Raw genomic sequence first — 16,158 nt, 5'->3', positions numbered from 1 at the left:
CGGCCTACGGGATGTCACATCCTCGGGGGCTGCGGTGTCTTAACGGGTGACGACGCGAAAGGAGCACACGATGCGGAGGATCCTCGTGATCGGAGGCGGCTACGCCGGCTTCTACACCGCCTGGAAGCTCGAGCGGTGGCTGAAGCCGGGCGAGGCCGAGGTGACGATCGTCGACCCGCGGCCGTACATGACCTACCAGCCCTTCCTGCCGGAGGTCGCGGCCGGCTCGGTCGAGGCCCGCCACGCCTCCATCTCGCTGCGGAGCCACCTCCGGCGGACCCGGATCCTGGCCGGCTGGGTGACCGAGATCCGGCACGCCGAGAAGAGGGTGACCGTGCGTCCCCTCGCCGGCGAGGAGTTCGACCTCGGCTACGACATCGTCGTGGTCACCGCCGGTGCCGTGACCCGCACCTTCCCGATCCCGGGCATCGCCGACCAGGCCATCGGCATGAAGCACGTCGAGGAGGCCGTCGCGATCCGCGACCGCCTGCTCACCGCCTTCGACCGCGCCTCGGTGCTGCCTCCCGGGCCGGAGCGCCGCCGGCTGCTCACCGTCACCTTCGTCGGCGGCGGGTTCTCCGGGGTCGAGGGATTCGGCGAGCTGCTCTCCCTCGCCACCTCTCTCCTGAGGTCCTATCCCGAGCTCACGTTCGCCGACCTCTCCTTCCACCTCGTCGAGGCGCTGGGGAGGATCCTGCCCGAGGTGACGGATGAGCCGGGCCGGTGGGTCGTCCGCTCCCTCGAGGAGCGCGGTGCACGCGTGCACCTCGACACGCAGCTGGTCTCCGCAGTCGACGGGCACGTGGTCCTCTCGAACGGGGAGGAGTTCGACTCGGAGCTGATCGTCTGGACGGCCGGCAACGGCGCGAACCCCGTCGTGTCCCGGCACAGCGACCTCCCGATCGACGCACGCGGCCTCCTCATGGTCCGAGCCGACCTGCGCGTCGGGACCGAGGAGGAGCCGGTGGCCGACGCGTGGGGCGCGGGCGACGACGCGGCCGTCCCCGATCTGGCGTCGCCGATCCCCGGCGCGCGCACGGTGCCGAACGCCCAGCATGCGGTCCGGCAGGGCAAGCGCCTGGCCGCGAACCTCGTGGCCACCCTCCACGGGGAGGAGCCCAAGCCGTACGTCCACTCGAGCCTCGGGGTCGTCGCGACTCTCGGCCTCGGCCGGGGCATCTTCCAGTACAAGGGCATCGTGATCCGGGGCTTCCCCGCGTGGGTCATGCACCGCGGGTACCACGTGCTCGCGATCCCCACGTGGGAGCGCAAGATCCGAGTGCTCGCCGTCTGGGCCACCGCGGTGCTCACGGGCCGCGACATCGTCTCCCTCGCGTCCGTGCAGCGGCCGCGACACGAGTTCGTGACGGGAGGTGCTCCCGATGCCCGTTGACCGCCGCCCGCCGCGGGGCTCGGTGACGAACCGAGTGTCCGCGGCCCTGCTCGAGGGCACCGTGCTCGGCCGCAGCCTCTCGCGGCTCGTGGCCGAGCTGAGGACGCGCGCCGTCCCGAACTCGTGGACGTCGCTGTTCGGGGCGGTGGCGGTCGCGTGCCTCGTCGTGCTGTTCGCCACCGGCCTGTTCCTCATGTTCCTCTACACGCCGTCCAGCACCGTGGTGGAGTACCGCGGCTCGTATGTCCCGCTCCGCGGGCTCGAGATCTCCCGGGCCTTCGACTCGACCCTCGACATCTCGTTCGAGGTGCGCGGCGGGCTCCTGATGCGGCAGGCGCACCACTGGGCCGCTCTCGTCCTTCCCGCCGCTCTCCTCCTGCAGATGCTCGCCCTGTTCTTCACGGGCGGGTTCCGGAAGCCGCGCAGGGGAAGCTGGGTCCTCCTGTTCCTGCTCTACGTGACCGCCCTGGCCGGCGGCTGGAGCGGCTACGCCCTGCCCGACGATGTGCTGTCCGGGACGGGCCTGCGCATCGTCGAGGGCATCCTGCTCGGCATCCCCGTCGTCGGCACGTGGGCGTCCTGGCTGCTGTTCGGCGGCAGCTTCCCCGGTGAGGTCCTCGCCCACCTCTATCCGCTCCACGTCGCGCTGGTGCCGGTGGCGCTGCTGCTGCTCGTGGCCCTCCGAGCCCGGTTGGCCTACGCTCACGAGCCCGCCCAGCTCCCGGGTCCCGGACGGACTGAAGGCAACATCGTGGGCATCCCGCTGCTGCCGGACGCCGCCGTGCGCGCCGGCGGCGTCGTCACCCTCGTGGCCGGGATCCTGCTCGCACTCGGCGCCACCGTCACGATCGATCCGGTGTGGCTCTACGGCCCCGCCTCCCCCGGCGATGCCTCGGCGGGCAGCCAGCCGGACTGGTACACCGGCTTCCTGGATGGAGCACTCCGGCTCGTCCCACCCGGCTGGGAGTTCGTGCTGTTCGGCCGCACGTGGACGCTCGCGATCCTCGCTCCACTCGCGGTCGTGACCCTGTTCCTCGCCCTCGTCGCGGTCTACCCCTACCTGGAGGCGTGGGCCACCGGCGACCGCCGTGAGCACAACCTGCTCCAGCGCCCCCGCAACGCCCCGACGAGGACCGGCATCGGGGTCGCCGGCATCCTCTTCTACGGCGCGCTCTGGGGCGCCGGAAGCGCCGACCTTCTCGCGGTCCAGTTCGGGCTGAGCATCGAGGGGGTGGTCGCGTTCTTCCAGGTCGCCCTCCTCGCGGGTCCGGTGCTCGGGTTCCTCGTCGCACGCGCCGTGGCCCGCGCCCTGCGCGCGAAGGACCGCGAGCTGCTGCGGCACGGGCTCGAGACCGGACGGATCGTCCGCCTCCCCGGCGGCGAGTATGCGGAGGTGCACGCGCCGCTCGACCCGGCGGAGCGCGCGCGGGTGGCCGACGACGGCGTCGTGAAGCCGGTGCGGCTCCGCCCCGACGAGCGGGGCCGGCTGACTGCGGGGCGCCGGCTGCAGGCCCGGCTCTCGCGGATCTATGCGGAGCCTGATCCGCCGGCCGAGCCGAGCCCCGGTGGCGAGGTGGAGCGTGCGCGTTCCGGCGCCGACGCCTGACGGCCGTGTCCGAATCGGGGCGCGCGAAGGCGCCACGGTCCGCGCGGTCGGGCGCGCTTGGGAGGAGGGGGATGTCCCGACGCTGCGGCGGCTCCTCGCTTCGGACGTCGTAGCGGTGGTCGACGGTGGCGGGCGAGCCTGCGCGCCGGGTCGCACCTGCGAGGGGTCGGAGGCGGTGCTCGACCTGCTCATCGAGGCCCGCGTCGCGCATCCGGAGCTCGTGGTGGCGGAGGAGGCGGTGAACGGGCAGGTGGGACTCGCGCTCCGCAGCCGGGGGCTGGTCGTGGCCGTCGTCGGCATGCGAACCGAGGGTGCCCGCGTCACCGACCTCTGGGTCGTGCTCAACCCGGACAAGCTGGGCGGCTGGCGGGAGCCGCTGACGGGACCTCTGGACTTCGAGCGCGAGAAGGGCGGTCGCTAGCGTGGCGCAGGTGACGAGCAGGGTCGGCGAGGAGCGCATCTCCACAGACGGGCTGGAGGAGTTCGCAGCCGTACGTCCGCGGCTGTTCGGCATCGCGTACAGGATGCTCGGCAGCGCGGCGGAGGCGGAGGACATCGTCCAGGAGGTCTGGATCCGCTGGCAGGGCTACGACCGGCGGCAGGTGCGGAACGCGCCGGCGTTCCTCGCGACCACGGCCACGCGGCTCGCCATCAACGCCGCGCAGTCCGCGCATGCGCGGCGGGAGACCTACATCGGCCCCTGGCTCCCGGAGCCCGTGGACACGAGCCGCGATCCGGCCCTCGGCGCCGAGCGCGCCGAGGCGCTCGAGTTCGCCGTGCTGCTGCTCCTCGAGCGGCTGTCGGCGACCGAGCGCGCCGCCTACGTGCTGCGCGAGGCGTTCGACTACCCGTACGAGCAGATCGCGGAGGTGCTCCAGCAGAGCGAGGCCAACGCGCGCCAGCTCGTGAGCCGCGCCCGAAAGCACCTCGCCGAGGAGCGGAAGTCGGCCGTGAGCGCGGCGGAGCAGCGGCGCCTGCTGGACGCCTTCGTGGCCGCCGCTCAGACCGGGAACATCGCCCACCTCGAGCAGCTGCTGGCCGAGGACGTGGTCAGCTACTCCGACGGCGGCGGGGCGGTGCGCGCGTCCCGGTTTCCGGTACTGGGCCGGGAACGGGTGGCGAAGTTCGTCCACGCGTTCGCTCCCCGGTTCTGGACAGGAGTCGAGGTCGCCCCGATCGAGACGAACGGGCGGCCGGGAGTCGCGCTCGCGAAGGACGGGGCGGTCTTCGCCGTCCTGACCGTCACGGCGTCGCAGGAGGGCATCGACCGGCTGCTCTGGGTGATGAACCCCGCGAAGCTCGGCGCGTATGTGCCCGTGGCGGGGTGACCCGCGGGCCGTCAGTACAGGAGGTTGGTGAGGCGCCGGCGTGCGGCGATCACCCGCGGGTCCTCGGTGCCGCCGATCTCGAAGTACTCCAGCAGGCGGGCACGCACCCGGTCCTTGCCCGGGGCGTCCAGCCGGGGGAAGAGCGCGAGCAGTCGGTCGAACGCGTCCTCGAGATGGCCGCCCGAGAGGTCGAGGTCCGCCACGTCGAGCTGGGCGTCGAGATCCTGGGGCTGCGCCGCCGCGGCCGAGCGGACCGCGTCGAGGGTCTTGCCATGGAGCCGTGCCAGCAGGCTCACCTGGGCCAGACCCGCAACGGCGAGCGTGTCGCGCGGGTCCTGCGCGATCGCCGTCCTGTACTCGGCGATGGCCGCCTGCAGGTCGCCGCGCTCGATCGCGGCGTACGCCTCCGCGTGGTGCGGCGGCAGGGGCTCCTCCGCCGGCTCGGCCGCAGCCTCCGGAGCACCGGATTCCGGCGCGACGGTGCCGGTGACCCCGTTCTGGGCCGCAAGGGCGAGCACCTGGTCCAGGACGTCGCGCACCTGATCCTCGGGGAGCGCCCCCACGAACAGCGCGAGGGGGCGGCCGGCGATGACCGCCGCGACGGTCGGCACGGACTGCGCCTGGAACGCCTGCGCGAGCTGCGGGTTGGCCTCCACCGCGACGGTGACGAGCAGCAGCCGGCCCGCGTACTCGGTGACGAGGCGCTCGAGGAGCGGCGACAGCTCCTTCGACGGCTCCGCCCAGTCGGCCCAGAGGTCGACGATGATCGGCACCTCACGGGACAGCTCCAGCACCTGGCCGAAGTTGGCGTCCGTTCCCTCCAGCACGAGGCTCGGCACGGGCATCCCGCCGCCGGCCGGCGCCCCGCCTGCCGGGGCTCCGGGGCGCGGCGGTGCGGCATCCGCCCGGCCCCGCGCCACGAGCGGGGACAGGTCGATCGCCCCGCGCAGGTTTCCCAGCGGCATGCTCACGTCTACAGCTCCTTCACTCCGATCAGTGCCTGAGCGTAGCCGAGGAGCACGACCTGTCCGCCCTCCACCGTCGTCGGGGGTACGTAGAACAGCAGCTGGTAGCCGTACGTCGACTCGACACCCTTGGTCGTGTTCGCGAGACCCGAGAGCGCCTTGACCTGCCCCTCGAGGTTGATCGTCGCGCCCTCCTCGACGACCTTGGCGGTCTCGCGCTCGATGATGCTCGTCGCGACGATGGCGCCCGAGTCGTTGCTCGCGAGGGCGAGGACGGGACCCGAGCCCGGTCCGTTGCTGAACTCGAGGGAGGCGGTCGTGGGCAGTCCGGACTTCTTGCTGTTCTTGTAGTCGACGCCCACATTCGTGCGGAGCCCGTCGGGGTCCTTCTGGAAGACGTCGATGAACTGGCTGGCGTCGCCCTGGGCGAGGATGTCCGCGTACTCGGTGCCGAGCTGATCCGGCTGCGCGGCGAGCAGCTTCACGTCGTTCGGCAGCAGCGGCGCGCCGACGCTCGGAGGCGCAACGGCCGGGAACGGCACCTTGGCCTGCAGCTTCACCGCGTACGTGACGAGGTAGTTGTCGCGCGGGGTCTTCTGCACGAGGACGAGCGCGACGGGCGCGACGGCCGGGTCATCCCCGCCGACGACCGTCATCACCGTGCGCGGCCAGGTGTCGGTGGCCTGCGGGAGGTCCAGCGTGATCGGAGTCGCCGGGATGGCGTCCGGAGCGGCGATGTTGCCGTCCGCGCCGCGCATGGCGTAGTTCGCGGTCCGCTCCTCGAGGGCCGGCCCCGTGAGCCGCGTGGAGAGGAGGTCGGTGTTCCGGTCGGTGTCGGCCTGCGCGACCGTGGTCGAGACGCGGTCGAGGATGCGGCGCAGCTGGCCCTCGGTCACAGCGACCGGCTGCACCTCCTCGGCCGCGGCGGCCGCCGCACTGGAGGTCACCGTGGGCACCGGAGCCGGATCGTCCTTGAAGAGCTTGTCGACGTCCGAGGACGAGCAACCGGAGAGCAGAAGCCCGGTCGTCAGAACGATGCCCCCGGTCGCCAAGGCGGTCCGGCGAGCGGCACGGCGGCCCTTGTTGGTCGTGACCGGCTCGAGGACCTCGGAGCGGACCACCCGGGGCCGCGGCGGCTGCGGGAGCTTGGGCGTCTTGCGACGCGGTCCCCGCGTCTTGCGCATGTGCACGAGACCCCAGATGTAGAGGCCGAGTCCGACGAGCAGCAGGATGCCGCCGCCCACGATCAGCGGACCCGCCCACGGGGTGGAGTGCTGCAGCGGCCAGCTCAGGGTGACGTTGGACGGCGCAGGCGCGGTGCCGTCGACTGCGACGATCAGGGAGACGTCCTTCGGGACGCTCATCGTCCAGGTGAGGGCGCCGTCGCTCTGCTTCTCCTCCAGCCACAGGTCCGATCCCGCAGGGTTCGGCGCCGCGGCCTCAGGAGCAGCGGCGTCGGGAGCGGTGCCATCGGCCGCCGCGTCTCCCCCACTGGCGTCCGGCGCGGTGGCGTCCGGCTCCGCGGCAGGGGTCTCGACCAGCTTGGAGCCGAGGGTGTCCTTCTTGGCGTTGTAGCTGATGGAGTTGTAGGGCTCGGTTCCGAGCCAGGCGACGATGTCGCTGGTGCGCGCGTAGGCGGCCCACACGGTGTCGCCGCCCGACAGCTGCAGGTGCTGCTGGCCGGGATTGCTGTTGAGCACCGCGCCCGGGATGACCGTGAACGCGGCCTCGCCCGTCGTCGCGACGCTCGTCTTCAGCTCGTCCGGCGGGGCCAGCCACGTCCGCTGGGCGATGCCGAAGACGATCATGGCCGCTGCGAGGACGAAGGCGACGATGGCGGAGACAAACCGCACGTACTTCCTCCTTCAAGAGCTGCCGTGGTGCGCTTCGGCGCTCCGGAACCGAACGGCTAATCCCGCTCATCGTAGGTCGAGGAAGGGGCGCAACCCCGGGAGGCGCTCCACGCGCTCTCGGCGTTTTCGCAACACGGCAGAAAAAATCGCGGGCAACGATAGTGCCCCGACCTGAATGGCTTCCCAGGAAACGGAGCAGACAGGGGGTCGCGGCTCCCGGCTCCGGAACGAGCCCCGGTCTATGCTGGGCCTCGGTGGCAGGCCTTTTCGCGCCCACTGAGCCCCCGTTCTTCACCAACAGGAGTGACCGTGGCCACGGATGATGCACAGTTCAGTCAGGCGATGCGCGGCTACAACCGCGAAGAGGTCGACAAGGCGATCAAGGATCTCCGCCGGGACCTGATCAAGTCCAACGGCGCGAACACCGAAGCGCAGAAGGAGATCAAGCGCCTCAGCGCGCAGGTCGAGGAGCTGAGCTCGGAGCTCGAGGAGGTCGGCAGCCCGACGTACTCCGGCCTCGGGCACAAGCTCGAGAACACGCTCCGGGTCGCCGAGGAGCAGTCCACGCGCCTCATCGCCCAGGCGGACATCGACGCCGAGCGCCTCCGAGCCGGGGTGCAGGCCGACGTCGATCGCCTGAAGCTCGAGGCGGCCGACCACGCCGAGCGCACCCTGGCGGACGCCCGCAACCGGGCCGCCGACATCCTCGAGTCCGCGCGGGCCGAGGCCGACGACATGACCCTGCGCGCGCAGGACGCCGCCGAGCATGCGCTGCAGGACGCGTCCCGCGAGGCCGCAGCGATTCGCGGCAGCGTCGCGACCGAGGCCGCCGAGATCCGCGGCACTGTCAAGCGCGAGGTGGCCGCCATCCGCGCGACGGCCGAGCGCGAGGCCACCGAGCTGCGCGTCGTCGCCGACCGCGAGACGGCCGCCGCCCGCGAGGAGGCCGGCCGCCTGGCGCGCGACACCGAGCTGGGACGCGCGACCCTCGAGCGTGAGCTCGCGGAGACGCGCGCTGCCACCGAGCGCGAGCTCGAGCAGAAGGTCGCGGACCACGAGCGGATGCTCGCCGTCGAGCGCGCGGAGCTGGAGCGCGAGCTCGCGGCGGCCCGCGCCGGCCTCGCTCGCGAGATCGAGCTGGCCCGAGCCGAGCTCGCCGCCGAGCTGGACGAGGCCCGATCCGCCTTCGAGCAGGAGCAGGCCCGGATGCGCGCCCAGCTCGAGCAGGAGGCCGCCGAGGACCGCGCGGCGCTGGCCGCAGAGACCGCCGAGGCGCGCGCGGAGCTCACCTCGGAGCTGGAGGAGGCCCGCGAAGGGCTCACGCACGAGGTCGCGGAGGCCCGCGCCGGCATCGCCCGCGAGACCGAGCAGGCCCGCCTGGATCTCGACATCGAGCTCAAGGCGCGCCGGGACGAGGCGGAGAAGGAGTACCTGCAGCGCCACCAGGAGGCGGTGTCGCAGACGCAGAAGTACCTCGACGAGGCGAACATGCAGCTCGCCGACGCGGTCCGCCGGGCGGCCGACAAGCGGCTCGAGGCGGACACGCTGGAGATCGCCGCCGAGCGGGACAACCGGACCAAGCGCGAGGAGGCCGCCGAGGCCGCCGCCGCACTCGTCGCCGAAGCCGAGGACCGCGCCCAGGCCATCACGTCGGAGGCGGAGGAGCGGTCCCGGTCGCTCGTCGCCGACGCCGAGGCGCGTCTGGCCGAGATCCAGCGCGAGCGTGCCGAGGTCGCCGCTTACTTCGAGAGCCTTCGAGGCGTGCTCCAGCACGCCGAGAAGGTGAGCGCCGACCACTGATCCGCGAGTGAAGATCCAGAACCCCTTCCGGGTCGGGCTGCTCGCCGGACTCGGTGTGATCCTCGCGGTCACGATCGGCTCGATGGTGGCGCAGCTGTCCACGGTCATCACCTACGTGGGCGCCGCGATCTTCCTGGCGCTCGGCCTGGACCCGCTCGTGTCCTTCCTCGAGCGCCGGCGCATGCCGCGCTGGGCGGCCCTGCTCATCACGCTCATCGTCGTGCTCGGCAGCGTGACGGGCATCATGTTCGCCATCGTGCCCGCGATCGTGAAGCAGGCCGGCGTCCTCGTCCAGTCCGTCATCGAGTTCACGGGCGGCGGGAACTGGACCAGCATCCTCACCATCGTCCAGGGCTACGTCGGGGACGCGATCCCGGTGAACCAGATCGCCGACGGGATCACGCAGTACATCCAGGACAACTTCGACACCATCAGCAAGAACGTGCTGGCCGTCGGGTTCGGGATCGCCAACGGGCTGTTCGGCGCCCTGATCGTGCTCATCCTGACCCTCTACTTCACGGCATCGCTCGACACCTTCAAGGCGGGCCTCTACCAGCTCGTGCCTGCGACGAAGCGCGCCCGGTTCGCCGACCTCGCGGAGCAGATCACGACCGCGGTCGGCCGCTACGTCATCGGCCAGGTGGCGCTGGCCCTGTGCAACGGCATCCTGTCCTTCATCTTCCTGTCGATCATCGGCGCGGAGCTGCCCGTCGTGTTCGCGTTCATCGCGTTCCTCGGCTCCCTGGTGCCCTTCGTGGGCACGATCACGGGCTCGATCCTGATCCTGCTCGGCCAGGTGCTGCTGCTCCCGAACGCGCTCGGCACGTGGATCGCCGTCGGCGTCTACTACCTGATTTACATGCAGGTCGAGGCATACCTGCTGAGCCCGAACATCATGCGGCGGGCGGTCCGTGTGCCGGGCGTCATCGTGGTGATCGCGGCCCTGATCGGCGGCACCCTGCTGGGCGTGCTGGGCGCCCTCATCGCCATCCCGGTGGCGGCGTCGATCCAGCTGATCATCAAGCAGGTCCTGATCCCCCGCCAGAACGAGCTGTAGCTCCAGCGCCCGGCCCCGAGGGGACAAGGGAAACTACGAGCTGAGCGGCCCGTCCCAGACGGTCGGAAGGGGATACGCCGACGGGTTCACGCGGCGGACGATCTCGTCGAGGGCGATCCGCGTGTAGGTCTCCCCGACCCACAGGTGCTTCGCGCCGTCGACGGCGACGACCTCCGCCTGCGGCAGGACCGCGAACTTCTCCCGTGCCTCGGCCGGCCGCAGGAAGTCGTCGAACTCCGGGACGAGGGCGACGATCGGGCGGGGGTCGCCGGCCCAGGCGCGCAGCTCGGCGTCCGACGTGCGCCGCAGCGGCGGCGACAGGAGGATCAGGCCCGCGACGGGGTGCCCTCCCCACTTGAGCGCGACCTCGGTGCCGAACGACCAGCCGACGAGCCACGGCACGGGAAGGTTCCGCTCCGCCACCAGCGCCATGGCGGCGGCGAGGTCATGGCGCTCCGTCTCGCCGTCGCCGAACTCCCCCTCGCTCGTGCCATGGGGCGAGGTCGTGCCCCGCGTGTTGAACCGGAGCACGGCGAGGTCGGCGAGGGCGGGCAGGCGGGCCGCGGCCTTGCGGATCAGGTGCGAGTCCATGAAGCCTCCCGCCGTAGGCAGCGGGTGCAGGGTGACGAGGGTCGCCACGGGACGCTTCTCGAGCGGAGCGGCGAGCTCAGCGACGAGCCGATGGCCGTCCTGCGTGGTGAGGAGAACGGCCTCCCGTCGAGCGGGCAGCTCGAGGCTCGAGCGGATCTCGGTGCTCATGCGACCCTCCAGCAGTGGGTGTGCCAGTGCCGGCGGTCCGCGAGGTCGTTCGCCTCGCCGAGCACGCCGTCCGCGCGCCACACGACCAGGTGCGCCACACCCGGGTCCACGACGTTGCCGCAGCCGGGGCAGCGGTACTCCTTGAGGGCATTCGCCTCACTGATGGGCTGGACGTTCCAAGCGCTCCCGCGCCGCACCTCGGTCCGGCGCCAGCCGGCCTTCAGTCGGGCGAGGTCGAGCTCGTCCTCGTCATCCTTGCGCGCACCCCGGGGACGGTTGCTGCGCGGCATCCTCCGATTCTACGGAAGGCGCGGGCGCAGGAGGGTCAGTACCAGTTGCTGTCGACGGAGTGCTGCCACGCCCCGCACGGGGTGCCGTAGCGGCCGCTGATGTACCCGAGGCCCCAGTCGATCTGGGTGGCCGGGTTCGTCTCCCAGTCGGCTCCCGAGGACGCCATCTTGCTGCCGGGAAGGGCTTGCGGGATGCCGTAGGCACCGCTCGGGTTGTACGCGTTCGTGCGCCAGCCCGACTCCTTGTTCCACAGCGCGACGAGGCAGTCGAACTGCTCGCCACCCCAGCCGCGGGCGGCGACCATGTCCGCGGCGATGGCCTGAGCGGACCCGGGGCTGGCGACGGCCGCCGGCGGCGTGTAGTCGGAGCTTCCCGTGTTCGCGGGCGCTGCCGGAGCCACGGGAGGCGGCGGCGGCTTCGGCTTCTCGGTCACGGTGTAGTTGTCGCGGCTGATCGCCTGGGCCTCGAAGCCCGTCTCGACGGCGAGCAGCTGCGCGGCCCGTGCAGAGAGCTCCACGTGTCCCGACTGGTAGTACGGCGAGGCGGTCGCGCCCGCGTACGGGTCCGTCACGTTGACGAGGAGGAAGGCGAAAGCCGCGAGGAATCCGAAGAGCGAGAGGGCGATCCGCCCGTGCATCGGCGCCTTCTCGACCGCGACCGTGGAGGGTCGACTGGGAGTGACCCGGAGGGGTCGGATGGCGATCGCCGTTCCCAAATGCTTGCCCACGATCCTCCGATGCTAGCAAACGACCCCCGAAAAGGGCCGGAAGGCCTCTGTTCCGGGCGTGTGCGGGTCGCTCAGCGGACAGCGAGCATGACGTCCACGACGGCGTCGAGGAGCAGGTCGACCTGCCATTCCCGGTATCCGCGGAGCTTGGATCGGAACGCCACGGTCCGCACCTCCTCGATCCCGATCGGCGTGCCGTCCTTCAGGTAGCGCTGCAGTCGCACGCAGAACCGATCGACCTCGTCGCGGTCGTAGCCGGCGGACAGGAGGCCCGCCCGCTGGAAGCGCTCCCCGTCGGGGCGGCTGACCCGCTCCAGGATCTCCGCCGCCTCGGAGCGCGCCTCGCCGAACCAGCTCTTCTCGCCGAACGCCTTCACGGCGTGCTCCCGCTCGCGCAGCGCGAAGGCGTCCTCGAGCCGCTCCAGGGCGGCATCGACGTGTGCGGTCGAGTAGCCGCCCTTGTCCATCGGGAACGCGGTGCGCCGGATCACCCGGGCGTCGACGCCCGCGTTGGTGCCGGGAGGCGCGTCGTAGGCGCGGCGCGCGAGCGCGAGGAAGGCGTCCACGTCGTCCACCCGATAGCCGAGCTTGGATCGCCGACTCCGGGGAAGGTGTTCGCCATGGGGCCATTGTGCCGCAGGCCGCGACTTCCGGGGGAGGCTGAGCGGAGGGGAAGCTCAGCCGACCAGAAGGCTCAGCCGACGAGAAGGAACAGCGCGTAGGCGGCGGCCGCCGACGGCAGGATCGAATCCAGCCGGTCGAGGAAGCCGCCGTGCCCGGGCAGCCAGGAGCTGATGTCCTTGATCCCCAGATCCCGCTTGATGAGCGACTCGGTGAGATCGCCGACGGTCGCGGTCACGACGAGGACGGCGCCGAGGATCAAGCCGAACCACCACGGCTGCCCGAGGGCGAACACGGCGAGCAGCACGCCCGCGATGAGCGCAGCGAGGACCGACCCGGCGAAGCCCTCCCAGGTCTTCTTGGGGCTGATCCGCGGCGCCATCGGGTGCTTGCCGAAGGTCAGCCCGCTGGCGTAGGCGCCGACATCGGTGGCCACGACGATCACGAGGAACGCGAGCGTCCACCACTCCCCGCCATCCCGGGCGGTCAGCGCCACCGCGCAGCTGCCGAGGAGCGCGACGTAGAGCTGGATGAAGGCGCCGGCGCCGAGGTCGAGGAGCAGGCCGTTGCGTTCCCGGGCGCCGCGCCCCAGGGCGAGCTCGGCGAGCCGCCAGAGCGTGACGAAGAGGATGGCGCCCGCGATGCCGAGCCACTGCCCCACGCCGCCGAGCCAGTAGGTGACGGGGAGCAGCAGGACCGCGGCGATGACCGACGCGGTCCGGGGAACATCGCGGCCGGCGTGGCGCAGCGCGCCCGCCAGCTCGACCGCGCCGAAGCCGATGAGGAGGGCGGCGATGACGAGGAAGAGCTGCTTGACGAAGACGAGACTGAGGATCATCCCGCCGCCGAGCGCGAGCCCGACCACGACGGCGAACAGCAGGTTGCGCCCGGTGCGCGCGTTGATGCGCTCCTGCGTCTCGTCGAAGTGCTCGCGCGCCGCGCGGACCTGAGCCTGCAGCTCGGTCCTGCGCTGGTCGACCTGCGCCTGGATCCCCCTGCGACGCCGGGCGGGGCGATTCGGTGCCGTCACGGCTCTCGGCCGGCCCCTACACCTCGAGGAGCTCGGCTTCCTTCCGCTTCAGGGCCTCGTCGATCTGGTCGATGTGGGCCTTGGTGAGCTGCTCGAGCTCCTTCTCGCCGCGGCTGAGGTCGTCGTCGCCGACCTCGCCCTTCAAGGCGTCGAGGTCGTCCTTGGTGCGCCTCCGGATGTTGCGGATCGCGACCTTGGCGTCCTCCCCTTTCCGCGCGCGATCTTGACGAACTCCTTGCGGCGGTCCTCGGTGAGCTCCGGGAGGATCACGCGGATGATGTTGCCGTCGTTCGAGGGGTTCGCGCCGAGGTTCGGGGTGGCGACGATGGCCTTCTCGATCTCCTTCAGCGCGCTCTTGTCGTAGGGCGTGACGATGAGGACGCGGGCCTCGGGCACCTGCAGGGACGCGAGCTGGGCGAGCGGGGTCGGCGACCCGTAGTAGTCGACGGGGATGCGCTGGAACAGCGCGGGGTTCACCCGGCCGGTGCGAACGGTCGACAGGTCGTCCTTCGCGGCCTCGACGGCCTTCTTCATCCGGTCGGTCGCGTCGGACAGCACATCCGGGATCACGGGCGCACTCCTTCTTGTCGTCCACCCATTCTAGGCGGGGCGGTTGCTGGGGCCGGCGGTCAGGCGGTGACGAGCGTGCCGAGCGGCACGTCGCCGCGGATGGCCCCGGACACGTTGCCGGGCCCGTCGATGCCGAACACGACCATGTCGATGCCGTTGTCCATGCACAGGCTGAAGGCGGTGGCGTCGACCACCTTGAGCCCCTTCGTCAGCGCGTCACGGTAGGTGACCCGGTCGAGCTTGACGGCGTGGTCGTGGACGTTCGGGTCGGCGGAGTAGACGCCGTCCACGCCGTTCTTCGCCACGAGGACGACCTGGGCCCGCACCTCGAGGGCGCGCTGCGCGGCGACGGTGTCGGTCGAGAAGTAGGGCAGGCCTGCTCCGGCGCCGAAGATGACGACGCGGCCCTTCTCCATGTGCCGGATGGCACGCCGCGGGATGTAGGGCTCGGCGACCTGCGTCATCGCGATCGCCGACTGGACGCGGGTCTCCGCGCCGGCCTGCTCGAGGAAGTCCTGGAGGGCGAGGGCGTTCATCATGGTGCCGAGCATGCCCATGTAGTCGGCACGGCTGCGCTCCATGCCCTCCTGCTGCAGCTGGGCGCCGCGGAAGAAGTTGCCGCCGCCGACGACGATCGCGACCTCGACGGTCTTGGCCGCCTCCGCGATCTCCGCTGCGAGGGCACTCACGACCACCGGATCGACGCCGAGTGCCCCGTTCCCGAAGGCTTCACCGGAGAGCTTCAGGAGAACCCGTCGTCGGTCATCAGTCGTCATCGGTGCAGTTCCCTCCAAGTAGCCGTCCTAGATTAGTGCCCGCGCCCCGGCCCGCCGGACGAGGGCCCCGGAGCGCACCCGGAAGCTCGCGAACTCCCTTGGGAGACGTCCCTCACCGAATCAAGGAGATCCGGTCCGGATCGCGCCTGGACCGGCATGTGCGCGCCGGGCTGGGGCCGAAGCTCCGTGCTTCGCTCAGCATCTGCCGGGGAACGCAGAACGGGAGCCGCCCGAAGGCGACTCCCGTTCTGGTAGTGCGAAGGCGTCAGGCGCCGACCCGGAAGCGGGCGAAGCCCGTCACGGTCAGGCCGGCGTCCTTGAGGACCTTGCCCACGGTCAGCTTGTTGTCGCGCGCGTAGTCCTGCTCGAGGAGCACGACCTGCTTGAAGAACGCACCGAGGCGCCCCTCGATGATCTTCGGCAGCGCGGCCTCGGGCTTGCCCTCGTTGCGGCTGATCTCCTCGACGATGCGGCGCTCGTTCTCGACGTCGGCCGCCGGGACCTCGTCCTTCGAAAGGTAGGCGGGCGCGGCGAACGAGATGTGCTGGGCGACGCTGCGGGCGGTCGCCGCGTCGTCGCCGGTGTACGCCACGACGACGCCGACCTGCGGGGGCAGGTCCTGGTTCGTCTTGTGCAGGTAGACGGCGAACTTCTCGCCGGGAACGCGCGCGATGCGGCGCAGCTCCACCTTCTCGCCGATGATCGCGGCGTCGTCGGAGATGACGTCCGCCACGGTCTTGCCGTCGAGCGGGGCCGCGAGGGCGGCGTCGATCGAGTCGGCGCCGGCCTCGGCGACGGCCGAGAGGACCTTGTCGCCCAGGGCGATAAAGCGCTCGTTCTTGGCCACGAAGTCGGTCTCGCAGGCGAGCTCGATCAGCGTGACGGCGTCGGCGCCCTCGTGCGCGGCGACGAGGCCCTCGCTCGTGGAGCGGTCGGCGCGCTTCGCGTTGCCCTTCGCGCCCTTGAGGCGGAGGATCTCGACGGCCTTCTCGATGTCGCCGTCGGCCTCGACGAGTGCGTTCTTGGTGTCGACCATTCCGGTCCCGAGACGCTCACGGAGCGTCTTGACGTCCTGCAGGCTCACATTGGCCATGCTTTTCCTCCTTGTGTTCTGATGCTCAAACTGCGCGAGAGCGGCAGGAATCCGATCGGATCCCACCGCCCTCGCGACGATCGGTGGTGGAGATCACTCCGCCGAGGCGGTCTCCGCCTTCTCGGCCTTGGCCTTCGCGGCGGACGGCGCGCGCTTGGTCGCGGGCTTCTTCTCCGCGGGGGTGGCCGCGGCCTCCTCCTTGGCCTCGACCTCGTCCTGCGTCTCCGGGTGGTGCTCCGGGACGACCGTCTCGTCGGCCTGCGCCGCGAGGTCGGCCTCGGCCTGGGCG

At 71.4% G+C, this 16,158-nt stretch carries 15 protein-coding genes and 1 pseudogene; 6 read left to right on the top strand and 10 right to left on the bottom strand.

The features are described from left to right. The first annotated feature begins 70 nt into the window (after nucleotides 1–70). The 4 genes from QUE51_RS11090 (at nucleotide 71) to QUE51_RS11075 (ending at nucleotide 4,327) form a co-directional block, all read left to right on the top strand. Nucleotides 71–1,393 (top strand): NAD(P)/FAD-dependent oxidoreductase, encoded by a 1,323-nt coding sequence (locus QUE51_RS11090; protein ID WP_286276464.1) that lies wholly within the window; start codon nucleotides 71–73, stop codon nucleotides 1,391–1,393. Continuing rightward, complete coding sequence (gene qcrB, locus QUE51_RS11085; protein ID WP_286276463.1) at nucleotides 1,383–2,999, top strand: cytochrome bc1 complex cytochrome b subunit; 1,617 nt, start codon at nucleotides 1,383–1,385, stop codon at nucleotides 2,997–2,999. Before QUE51_RS11090 ends, qcrB begins: the two co-directional genes overlap by 11 nt. Before the next feature lie 175 nt (nucleotides 3,000–3,174). Next, nucleotides 3,175–3,420 carry a hypothetical protein gene (locus QUE51_RS11080; protein ID WP_286276461.1) on the top strand — a complete coding sequence of 82 codons (246 nt, stop codon included), beginning with the start codon at nucleotides 3,175–3,177 and terminating at the stop codon, nucleotides 3,418–3,420. Nucleotides 3,421–3,430: 10 nt separating this feature from the next. Then, the gene (locus tag QUE51_RS11075; RefSeq protein WP_286276460.1) at nucleotides 3,431–4,327 is read left to right on the top strand and encodes an RNA polymerase sigma-70 factor; all 897 of its coding nucleotides are present in this window, start codon (nucleotides 3,431–3,433) and stop codon (nucleotides 4,325–4,327) included. 11 nt (nucleotides 4,328–4,338) lie between these two features. Here QUE51_RS11075 and QUE51_RS11070 read toward each other — a convergent pair whose 3' ends face one another. Beyond that, nucleotides 4,339–5,292: a tetratricopeptide repeat protein gene (locus QUE51_RS11070; protein WP_286279359.1), complete on the bottom strand. Its 954-nt coding sequence runs from the start codon at nucleotides 5,290–5,292 to the stop codon at nucleotides 4,339–4,341. An 8-nt stretch (nucleotides 5,293–5,300) separates the two neighbouring features. Beyond that, nucleotides 5,301–7,145, bottom strand: coding sequence for a DUF8094 domain-containing protein (locus QUE51_RS11065; protein WP_286276459.1), 1,845 nt, complete (start codon nucleotides 7,143–7,145; stop codon nucleotides 5,301–5,303). A gap of 309 nt (nucleotides 7,146–7,454) precedes the next feature. Between QUE51_RS11065 and QUE51_RS11060 the strand changes: the two genes are divergently transcribed. Both QUE51_RS11060 and QUE51_RS11055 read left to right on the top strand, forming a co-directional pair. Then, the gene (locus tag QUE51_RS11060; RefSeq protein WP_286276458.1) at nucleotides 7,455–8,945 is read left to right on the top strand and encodes a DivIVA domain-containing protein; all 1,491 of its coding nucleotides are present in this window, start codon (nucleotides 7,455–7,457) and stop codon (nucleotides 8,943–8,945) included. 7 nt (nucleotides 8,946–8,952) lie between these two features. Further along, a complete protein-coding gene (locus QUE51_RS11055) occupies nucleotides 8,953–10,002 on the top strand; it encodes an AI-2E family transporter (RefSeq protein ID WP_286276456.1) in 1,050 nt (349 codons plus the stop codon). Nucleotides 10,003–10,035: 33 nt separating this feature from the next. Here the strand turns inward: QUE51_RS11055 and QUE51_RS11050 are convergent, their stop codons facing one another. From QUE51_RS11050 to tsf, 8 genes and pseudogenes are all read right to left on the bottom strand, one after another. Further along, the gene (locus tag QUE51_RS11050) at nucleotides 10,036–10,761 is read right to left on the bottom strand and encodes an alpha/beta hydrolase (RefSeq protein ID WP_286276454.1); all 726 of its coding nucleotides are present in this window, start codon (nucleotides 10,759–10,761) and stop codon (nucleotides 10,036–10,038) included. Next, a complete protein-coding gene (locus tag QUE51_RS11045; RefSeq protein ID WP_286276453.1) occupies nucleotides 10,758–11,051 on the bottom strand; it encodes an Rv1322 family protein in 294 nt (97 codons plus the stop codon). The genes QUE51_RS11050 and QUE51_RS11045 overlap by 4 nt, the downstream gene beginning before the upstream one ends. A gap of 35 nt (nucleotides 11,052–11,086) precedes the next feature. Further along, nucleotides 11,087–11,779 (bottom strand): aggregation-promoting factor C-terminal-like domain-containing protein, encoded by a 693-nt coding sequence (locus QUE51_RS11040; protein ID WP_286276452.1) that lies wholly within the window; start codon nucleotides 11,777–11,779, stop codon nucleotides 11,087–11,089. 71 nt (nucleotides 11,780–11,850) lie between these two features. Then, nucleotides 11,851–12,354 carry a DivIVA domain-containing protein gene (locus QUE51_RS11035; RefSeq protein WP_434017199.1) on the bottom strand — a complete coding sequence of 168 codons (504 nt, stop codon included), beginning with the start codon at nucleotides 12,352–12,354 and terminating at the stop codon, nucleotides 11,851–11,853. A gap of 119 nt (nucleotides 12,355–12,473) precedes the next feature. After that, on the bottom strand, nucleotides 12,474–13,430 hold the full coding sequence (locus QUE51_RS11030; protein WP_286276451.1) for a phosphatidate cytidylyltransferase: 957 nt from the start codon (nucleotides 13,428–13,430) through the stop codon (nucleotides 12,474–12,476). A 16-nt stretch (nucleotides 13,431–13,446) separates the two neighbouring features. After that, nucleotides 13,447–14,000, bottom strand: a pseudogene (gene frr, locus QUE51_RS11025) (ribosome recycling factor). 59 nt (nucleotides 14,001–14,059) lie between these two features. Next, nucleotides 14,060–14,776, bottom strand: coding sequence for a UMP kinase (gene pyrH / locus QUE51_RS11020; RefSeq protein WP_286276450.1), 717 nt, complete (start codon nucleotides 14,774–14,776; stop codon nucleotides 14,060–14,062). Between the two features lie 265 nt (nucleotides 14,777–15,041). Continuing rightward, nucleotides 15,042–15,869 (bottom strand): translation elongation factor Ts, encoded by an 828-nt coding sequence (gene tsf, locus QUE51_RS11015; RefSeq protein WP_286276449.1) that lies wholly within the window; start codon nucleotides 15,867–15,869, stop codon nucleotides 15,042–15,044. Nucleotides 15,870–16,158 lie beyond the last annotated feature (289 nt).

Source organism: Naasia aerilata, assembly GCF_030296595.1.
GTDB classification, from domain to species: domain Bacteria; phylum Actinomycetota; class Actinomycetes; order Actinomycetales; family Microbacteriaceae; genus Naasia; species Naasia aerilata.
This window is presented reverse-complemented; position numbering and strand designations above follow the sequence as displayed.

Coding starts and splice junctions, on each gene's coding strand:
- QUE51_RS11090 (WP_286276464.1), top strand. CDS start 71: ATGCGGAGGATCCTCGTGATCGGAGGCGGCTACGCCGGCTTCTACACC.
- qcrB (WP_286276463.1), top strand. CDS start 1,383: ATGCCCGTTGACCGCCGCCCGCCGCGGGGCTCGGTGACGAACCGAGTG.
- QUE51_RS11070 (WP_286279359.1), bottom strand. CDS start 5,292: ATGCCGCTGGGAAACCTGCGCGGGGCGATCGACCTGTCCCCGCTCGTG.
- QUE51_RS11050 (WP_286276454.1), bottom strand. CDS start 10,761: ATGAGCACCGAGATCCGCTCGAGCCTCGAGCTGCCCGCTCGACGGGAG.
- QUE51_RS11045 (WP_286276453.1), bottom strand. CDS start 11,051: ATGCCGCGCAGCAACCGTCCCCGGGGTGCGCGCAAGGATGACGAGGAC.
- pyrH (WP_286276450.1), bottom strand. CDS start 14,776: ATGACGACTGATGACCGACGACGGGTTCTCCTGAAGCTCTCCGGTGAA.
- tsf (WP_286276449.1), bottom strand. CDS start 15,869: ATGGCCAATGTGAGCCTGCAGGACGTCAAGACGCTCCGTGAGCGTCTC.